Raw genomic sequence first — 8,686 nt, 5'->3', positions numbered from 1 at the left:
AATCAGGCCACAGAGGGTATGGCTATGCCCACAGGGTGGAACTGGCTGAAGTACGACCAGAGGAATATTCGGAACATAGCAAAAGCGCATGGCGGTGCTCGTATCGCTACATATCCCTCAATCGGGACGCTGCAGTACATATGGGCGACCTACGTTCAAGGAATTAAATGGGCGTCAATATTGGATCTAATGAGCTTCAACAAGGCCGCGGCCATGAGCTCATTAGTGGATCGTTACGGCTATAAACCCTACCCCTACAAACACTACGAGTCAGTTTTTACAAGGTTCTACCAGGGCTATCTCCTACCCCAAAAGTTCGGAGTCGATAAGCGGCGCTTACATTTGTCGACGCTTATTATCTCTGGGCAGATGACGAGGCAAGCGGCCGAGGAGGATTTGCGAAGTATTCCTTACCCGTCGACTCAGGATCTTCATGAGGATACCGAGTATTTCCTGAAGAAAATGGGATGGACTGCAGCTCAACTTAAGAACTACTTGGATAGGCCCGAGCAGCCCCATGCAAACTATGCCAGCGAGCAATGGTTATGGGACGCGTTGAAGGACGCTTATTTGACTTTTCGTTCCCACATGCGGAAAGCTTAGAGCTATGCCAAGTACAGCTTTCTTATTGTTCAGCGGCTCAAAATTTGGTGGTATGGAGAGGCGCTATGCTCGTTTGGTCGAATTTTTATGTCATAAGGGTACAGACGTTACGTTGTTGTGTACTTGTGATGCTTTAGAAGGAATGCGTGCTCTGGGCATTGACCTTCCGCAGTCACGCGTGCGGCTCATAGATGTTGACAGGGTCAACAGCGGCGGATTTTCAGGCAAAATCAACCGGCTATACGGTTTGTCTAGAGCTTTTTGGTTGATTGCTACCGGTGGATATCAGCAGGTACATGTCGTTGCTAATCCTGGGTTAATAGTTTTGCTCTTCGCTGGGCTGAGTAGGTTCTTGCCACCCTTTTCCTTTTCAGTTGTCGACTCCCGCTTAAACTTCGACTCGTGGGTGGTTGACCGTTCGGTGCGTCGAGCACGTGCGGTGGACTGCCTTTCTGAAACTATAGGGGAATACGTTCGTGAGCAATGCCGGAGACCTTCGGATATGTCAAAAATCCGCATCGCTCCTTGCAGTTTCATAGATGTATCGGACGCCAGAGTTGGGGATAGGCGGGATATCGATGTAATTATGATGGCGCGCTTCTCTCCAGAGAAGGGGTATGGGCTTTTTTTGGAGTCGCTGCCCAATCTCCCTCAACATTTGGAGATTCACTTATGTGGCTTTGGGCCACAACCTCCAAAAACATCACGCGCGAAAGTTTATGAGAGCAGCGACCCGTTAAAAGTATTGTCTAGAGCCAAGATTTTTCTCTCATTGCAACGCGTCGAGAACTATCCTTCGCAGGCTTTGTTGGAGGCTATGGCGTCGGGATGCGCCATCATAGCTACGGATGTCGGTGAAACAAGGAGGTTACTGGATGAGTCTTGCGCTTTATTGATACCTCCAAACCCAGAGTTCTTAGCTGCGGCAATTAACCGATTAATCAATGATTCGTTTTTGCGTCAACGGCTTGGGTTGGCCGCACGGGAGAGAGTACTTCGAGAGCACACGCTGGAACGCTATGCTGCCTATTTTAGGTCGACAATTTTGGGAGGGTTCGAACGAGCAGAAACCTCTAGTACAAAAAAGGGATGGTAGCTAATGTGCGGCTTTGCCGGTTTTTTATGTTCAACTCCTGCGGCCATGGCTGTTTCAGAAGATGTGCTGCGCAACATGGGAAATGCAATAGCGCATCGCGGTCCTGATGATCAAGGGGAGTGGCAAGATCGGATGGCAGGTTTTGGAGTGTCGCATCGACGTCTTTCGATTGCAGATTTATCTCAAGCCGGGCATCAACCCATGGTATCAAACTATGGTCGTTACGTACTCGCGTTCAATGGTGAAATTTATAACCACAAGCAGTTACGCGCCAGCTTAGAGGAAGAGCGGCCTGCTCTATCTTGGCGGGGGCGTTCGGATACTGAGGTGCTGCTTGCTTGCGTGGAGTCGTGGGGCTTCGAGCGAACGCTGAGTTTGGTAGTTGGTATGTTTGCATTTGCGTTGTGGGACCGGCAGCATCGCACATTGATAATGGCCCGAGACAGGATGGGTGAGAAGCCTTTGTATTGGGGGTGGCAGGGCGATACGCTTTTGTTCGGGTCCGAGCTTAAAGCCTTAAAGACGCATCCAAAATTTCAGGGTGAAATTGACCGGAATAGCTTGGCTTTGCTCTTACGTCACAATTATATTCCGTCGCCATACTCAATCTACAAGGGTATCTATAAGCTCCTGCCGGGCCACTATATTGAGATTTCCTCTGAAGGGAAAGAGTTCGTGTCAAAGCCTTATTGGGATTATTCCGAAGTGGTAAGGAAGGGCATGTCTTTCCCGTTCGATGGCATCGATGCGTTGGCTGTGGATCAGCTGGAGTCTTTGTTGGCCTCCAGCGTCGCGAGTCAGATGATTGCGGATGTCCCTTTAGGGGCCTTTCTGAGTGGGGGTGTCGACAGCAGTGTAGTGGTGGCTCTTATGCAGCGGCAGTCAACACTTCGTGTGCGTACCTATTCTATTGGTTTCAAAAATAAGGCCCTTGACGAGGCGGTGCATGCTCGCGCCGTTGCGCGTCATCTCGGAACAGATCATTCTGAACTTTATATTGATGAAAGTGATGCGTTGGCTGTAATACCTAAGCTTCCGGGGGTTTACTGTGAGCCCTTTGCTGACAGCTCCCAGATTCCAACATTTCTGGTTAGCAGCATGGCACGCCAGCACGTTACCGTGGCGTTGAGCGGCGACGGAGGGGATGAACTGTTTGGTGGCTACACACCGTACCAATTCATGCCTAAAATTTGGCGCATTTTGCAGTTTATGCCCCTTGTCTTGCGTAAATCTATGGCTGCTATGTTGTCTGCCTTACCGCTACCCCAGCGCATGAATAAATTGTGCGCAATCATGGGCGCCCGAGATCGTGAGGATTTGTACTTGAGGCTTCGCAGTCATTGGTTGAGGCCGGATACTGTGGTGCTCGACTCACATGAGCCGGAGTCTTTGCTAAGTGGCCCATCAGTCTGGCGTTTTGTCGATTCATTCGAGCGCTGGATGATGGCAATGGACACCGTTGGGTATATGCCGGACGATATCTTGGTGAAGGTCGATAGGGCCGCAATGGCCAATAGCCTGGAAACCCGAGTCCCAATGCTTGATCATCGTGTGGTAGAGTTTGCCGCCCGCTTGCCTCTGCACATGAAAATTCGAGATGGAGAGGGAAAATGGGTTTTACGGGAGTTGTTGTATCGGTACGTGCCGCGTAAGCTTGTTGATCGTCCAAAGGCTGGTTTTATGGTGCCTTTAGGCGCATGGTTGCGCGGTCCTCTGCGAGAATGGGCAGAAGAGTTGTTAGCTGAGTCGTCTATGCGGCAACAGGGCTATTTTGATGAGAAGAAAGTACGGGCGGTCTGGCTTGAGCACCTAGCTGGCAGGGCAGACCGTTCGGGTTGTTTGTGGAGTGTGTTGATGTTTCAGGCATGGTTGGTGGCGCGATGAGGCATCCGACGGCTAGGCCAATCCTTTTCGTGACGACAACTCTCGGGACAGGCGGTGCCGAGAGAATGCTCCTGAAAATTTTACAGCGGTTGGACCGCGAACGATTCGAACCCGTGGTGGTGTCGCTGCTGGATGAGGGGACGACTGGCCAGCAAATAAGCACTCTAGGTATTCGCGTGGTGTGCCTGCGTATGGATGGCCCGTCTCGTATTGCCGCCGCGCCTTTCGTGCTGGCTCGATTGATTCGTCGATATGACTTCGCTCTCATTCAGGGTTGGATGTACCACGGCAATTTGCTGGCTTGGATGGGTAAATTTCTCGCTTTGAGTGATGCGCCTCTCAGTTTTGGTATCCGCCAAAGTCTATATGGGTTGGCTCGGGAGCGCGTAAACACTCGGTGGGTGATTCGAGCTAATGCTTGGCTTTCTGGCCGTGCTCAAGGGTGTGTTTTTAATAGTCGGTTCAGTCTGGAAACGCATAGAGAATTTGGGTTTCGCGGACGAAATATGCAAGTCATCCCCAACGGTTTCGACCTGGAGGCTTTTGCGCCACGTCCTAGGGAGGGGGCGGTACTGCGTGCCAATTTGGCGTCAGGATCGAGGCACGTTATTGGGATGATCGCAAGATTTCACCCGGTGAAAGGCCATAGCGACTTTCTGAAGGCGGCGGTCATGGTCCTAAAAAGGTTTCCAGATGCAAAGTTTTTGCTGGCAGGTACCGGCGTCACATATGAAAATACTCAACTTGTCAGATGGATTGAGGAGTTGGGGTTGGGCCAATCGGTCTCCCTATTGGGTGAACGCAGCGACGTGGCTGAGTTGAATAGCGCTTTCGATATTTCCTGTTTGCCGTCTCTGGCCGAGGCTTTCCCGAATGTCGTTGGGGAGGCCATGGCGTGTGAAACTCCTTGTGTGGTCACTGACGTTGGGGATTGCGCGGAGATTGTTGGAAATGCCGGGCGAGTCGCGCATCCGGGTGATCCAGAGTCATTGGCAATGTCTATGCTGGGGCTTTTGGAGAGTACGCCTTCTGAGCGTGCGGCCTTGGGCAGGGCTGCTCGGCACCGTGTCGTCGACCATTTTGACATGACCTTTATTGCGCGACGATACCAGGAATATTTTTCAGTTCTGACTGAAGCTGATGAGACTAAGAAGGAAATCGAGCAGTGAAAGAGCATAGTGCAGTTGCGAGGGGCCATTTGAGTCGGCATGCATTCCATATGAGAGTTTTAGCTGCAACGGATATTGTTTCTGGAGTTGCGCTGGCGCTGATACTGCAGACCGGATTGCGGTTGTCTACTTTGGGGATTGGCGTAGGGGAGATTTTGCTAGCGATCACCACGTTGATTGGCTTGCTGCTCACGGTCAGGATGTGGGGTGATGCGGAACGCTCATTCTTGAGAGGTGTACGGCATTGGGGTGTACTTCTTATCGTAGGGTATTTGGTTGTAGTGCTTTTGCCGCTTACGATGTACTACACATCTTTGGGCCTGAACGGTAGTTCTTTGCGTGACTGGATTGCGTATCTGTTTAGTGGTCTTTTCCTGAGCAGTTTAGCTTTGAGGCCGACGCATTACCGTCGCATGAGTGCGGCTTTGGCTGTTAGTTTGATTCTTGTGTGGGCTGCAAGTTTGCTTTTTGGCTCAGACGATATTTGGTACTACGGTCGGTTTAGAGGCGAAGCATTAAACCCTAATCAGGTGGCTTTGTATGCTTTGTGTGGTTTGCTGTTGTTCTTGGCTTATTTGCGTCATGCTCCCTTAATAATTGCTGCTTTCTTAGTACTGATGGCTGTTGGCTATCTAGCGAAGTCCGACGCTTTAACTATTGCTATTATCGTTTTTGGGATGGCAATGCTTTTTGCTGTATTGGTTCCGTTTGCTAAGCTTAGGGCTCGGTTACCCTGGGTTGTGCTCCTCGCGGTCGTGTTGTTTATATTTTTTCACGATGGCTTGTATGCAAGACTTATGACAATTTGGGAGGCGGCCGATTATAAGAATGCTAGGCTTTCTCTTTATTCTCATGGGGTTGAGGCGTGGTTGTCATCTATTGCCGGTATTTTTTTTGGTTATGGAGCTGGCAGTTATTCTGGGATGACTGCTCCATTTCAGGGGTCAGAGGCACACAATACTGTTATTGATGCATTAACTGTCGGCGGTTTTCCAATGTTATGCGCAGTGTATTTGTTTCCAGTTGCTGCGTTAGTGCTAGCTTACCGACAGGGTCGTATTTTGTTATTCGGTGCCCTATCGTCATTGATTGTTTTTTCATTCTTTCATCACGTTGCCCNTTCGGTGCCCTATCGTCATTGATTGTTTTTTCATTCTTTCATCACGTTGCCCGCCAGCCAATATATTGGCTGGCTAGTTACGGCGCTTTTATTTACTTGCTTTCTTCTACTACAGTTTTCCTTCCCTCGACGCTGCCATCGCATAATTCAATGTCTAAAAATAGTATGAGAATTTTATTTCTTAGCTATTTTTTCCCACCGTATAACGCAATTGGGGCCGTCCGTACAGGTAAGTTAGTAAAACTGTTGTTGCAAGAAGGGCATGATGTGCGTGTGATCTCTGCAACGCGTCAGGGCTTGCCTCAAAATTTAGATATGGATATTTCTAAGAGCTTGGTTAGTTATACAGACTGGGTAGACGTAGACATGTTCCTAGCTCGGGCTTTGGGGAAAAGGGCCATAACTAAAATTAAATCAACCAGTGCAGCGCCAAACGGCAGGGTAGGGTCTTTGAGGCGCCTACTTGGTATGGCTAGTCAGCTTTATGTGTCATGGATGCATGTGCCGGATCGTTATATAGGTTGGTACCCCTTTGCGCGTCGAGCTAGCATGCAATTGATAGATAATGGCTGGCGACCCGACGTAATCTATGCTTCAGCCACGCCATATACTGCTTTAATGGTTGCCGCAAGTATCGGCAAAAAATACGGAATTCCTTGGGTGGGCGAGCTAAGAGATCTTTGGACAGATAACCCCTATGCGCGACATCGGGCTTTGTCGAAATGGTTGGAGCAGAGAACCTTGCGTTCCGCGGCAGCCCTTGTAACCGTTTCGGAGCCATTGGCTAACGTACTAAGAGGAAAGTACAAATGTCCTTGTGGGGTAGTGATGAATGGTTTCGACGCAGAGGATTTTCCTGCCTCGACTGGTCATGTTGACGTTGAGTCTGGTTCAGATCGTCGCTTGCGTATTGTCTACACCGGGCAACTTTATGCTGGTCGCAGAGATCCAACTGTACTTTTTGATGCAATAAATAGAAGTCCCGGGCTTAAATCCAAAGTTCAGATTGATTTTTATGGACGTAACCTCGAGTGGGTTAGTGCCAGAGCGTACGAATATGGTGTTGAGCATCTGGTAAAAGTGCATGATCCGGTAAGCCGGCGAGAAGCTATAAATATTCAACGACAGGCCGATATACTCTTGCTTCTAACGTGGAATGATCCACGGGAGCGAGGTGTGCTAACGGGTAAGTTGTTTGAATATATCGGATCTAGTAGGCCTATACTGGTTCTGGGACACGTTGAGGGGGACGCTGCAAATTTGGTGAGGGATGAGGGGTTCGGCATTGCTTCCAATGACTTGGCGGATATTGCCAATTTTATTCATACCTTGATGTCAGATCCGTCAGTCGGCTCTAGTTATAACAACGTATTTCGTGCCCGAGCAGGCAAGTATGAGCGAAGGCAGCAGTTAATTAAATTGCTTGATGTATTTAACACGGTGTCTGCAACTCCTCAGAAGGGAGGTCGGGAATGAGGTTCACTTCTGTTGTCCTTGGGTTGGGGCTCGTGCTGTCGACAATGACGCAATTGCGTTTTCCTGGGATCCCCTTGGGGCCCGGGGAGATACTCCTGGTGCTTTATGTGTTGGCTGTTTTGCCTTTTGGTTTACTCAAGTGGAGAACGGTTGACTGTGGATCCTTTTTCTCTATGCGTAAGAAACTTGTTTTTTCTTATTTGGTGTTATTCCTTTTATTATTGATTGGGGCTTGGCTGGGCTATAGATCTGGCGTAAATCAATATGAGGACTCGATTCGAGATTTGCTAGCGTATGCGCTTTGTTTTTGCGTCTCTTTGGGTATAGTCGTCAGTCACGATAGTCCGCAGGCTGCTTTTGGTTCTCTGAGATATTTATTATGGACGTCTGTGGTGATAACGGCGGTTGTCTGGTTAATTGCTTTTTTGCTGGGAGAGATTGGTCCTTTCAACTTTTGGTATGGCGGGTATGGCGTGCGATTTGTGAGCCTAGCAATGAACCCAAACCAAAACGCACTTTTGTTGATTAGTCTGCCATTTTTGTTGTTGTTCGTTCTTCGGGTGTTCGGGGTTTCTCGTAACTTTAAATTGGCTGGTATTGTGCTGGCGGCAATTGGTTTAGCGGCAGGTTGGGGGACGGGAAGTGCGGCATTGCGTTTGTCGTGGCTTATTTTGCTGCCTCTGGTCATACTCACCCCAATTCTTATTCGTGATGGAAAGAGGCTTCTTACGGCGGAGAAGGCCTTCTTGGCATCTCTTTTTCTCGGGGCGTTGTTGGTATTTCTATCGTCAGCTGGAATTGTTTTGGCCGTGTTGGAAGTTGTATTACCTGCCTCAACTCTGGCAACGCTTCTTGATGTGTTTGCCCCCGCAGTCCATGGTGTCATGCCGGCTATTGGTACGTCTCATGCCGACCGTCTCCTGCTTTCTGGAGGTGCGGAATGGACGGACCGTTTCGTTCTCTGGAGGAACGCTTGGCTGGTTATTAAGGACTCGTTTTTGTTTGGATATGGGCCAGGGCCTTTGTCAGGGCTTCAGGGGCCGTTCGGCGGATCTGAAGCGCACAATAGTTTGTTGGATTGGAGTATGGCGACGGGCGTTATTGGTGGACTTGTTTTGTCCGCGTTGGCCTTGTATGTTGCATGGCATTGTCTGAGCGCGAGGTGTACAGATCTGTTTTTTGCACTTCTTGCGTTGTCAATGTTTGGTATGGCGCATCAGGTTTTGCGTCACCCGCTCGTTTGGGCAATGTTGACCCTATTCGCGATCGCTGTAAGTGGAAGATTGATTTTTAGGCTGGAACCTAATGCTGTAAAGCAGGAAATTGGGTAGACTTGGC

The 8,686-nt window shown here is 49.4% G+C and carries 5 protein-coding genes and 1 pseudogene; all 6 read left to right on the top strand.

The features are described from left to right. Positions 1–603: pseudogene (locus PuT2_RS05685) on the top strand (N-acetyl sugar amidotransferase); the annotation flags it as partial. 4 nt (positions 604–607) lie between these two features. Continuing rightward, positions 608–1,699, top strand: coding sequence for a glycosyltransferase family 4 protein (locus PuT2_RS05680; RefSeq protein ID WP_093970040.1), 1,092 nt, complete (start codon positions 608–610; stop codon positions 1,697–1,699). A gap of 3 nt (positions 1,700–1,702) precedes the next feature. Beyond that, on the top strand, positions 1,703–3,583 hold the full coding sequence (asnB, locus tag PuT2_RS05675) for an asparagine synthase (glutamine-hydrolyzing) (RefSeq protein ID WP_093970039.1): 1,881 nt from the start codon (positions 1,703–1,705) through the stop codon (positions 3,581–3,583). After that, on the top strand, positions 3,565–4,752 hold the full coding sequence (locus PuT2_RS05670) for a glycosyltransferase (RefSeq protein ID WP_093970038.1): 1,188 nt from the start codon (positions 3,565–3,567) through the stop codon (positions 4,750–4,752). The genes asnB and PuT2_RS05670 overlap by 19 nt, the downstream gene beginning before the upstream one ends. A gap of 1,138 nt (positions 4,753–5,890) precedes the next feature. Continuing rightward, the gene (locus PuT2_RS05665) at positions 5,891–7,348 is read left to right on the top strand and encodes a glycosyltransferase family 4 protein (protein WP_158214015.1); all 1,458 of its coding nucleotides are present in this window, start codon (positions 5,891–5,893) and stop codon (positions 7,346–7,348) included. Next, positions 7,345–8,679: an O-antigen ligase gene (locus PuT2_RS05660; protein WP_093970036.1), complete on the top strand. Its 1,335-nt coding sequence runs from the start codon at positions 7,345–7,347 to the stop codon at positions 8,677–8,679. The genes PuT2_RS05665 and PuT2_RS05660 overlap by 4 nt, the downstream gene beginning before the upstream one ends. The last annotated feature ends 7 nt before the right edge of the window (positions 8,680–8,686 follow it).

It is taken from the genome of Pusillimonas sp. T2, assembly GCF_002236805.1.
Lineage (GTDB): Bacteria > Pseudomonadota > Gammaproteobacteria > Burkholderiales > Burkholderiaceae_B > Neopusillimonas.
Note: the sequence above shows the minus strand (reverse complement) of the source record. Positions and strands in the feature narration are given on the sequence as shown.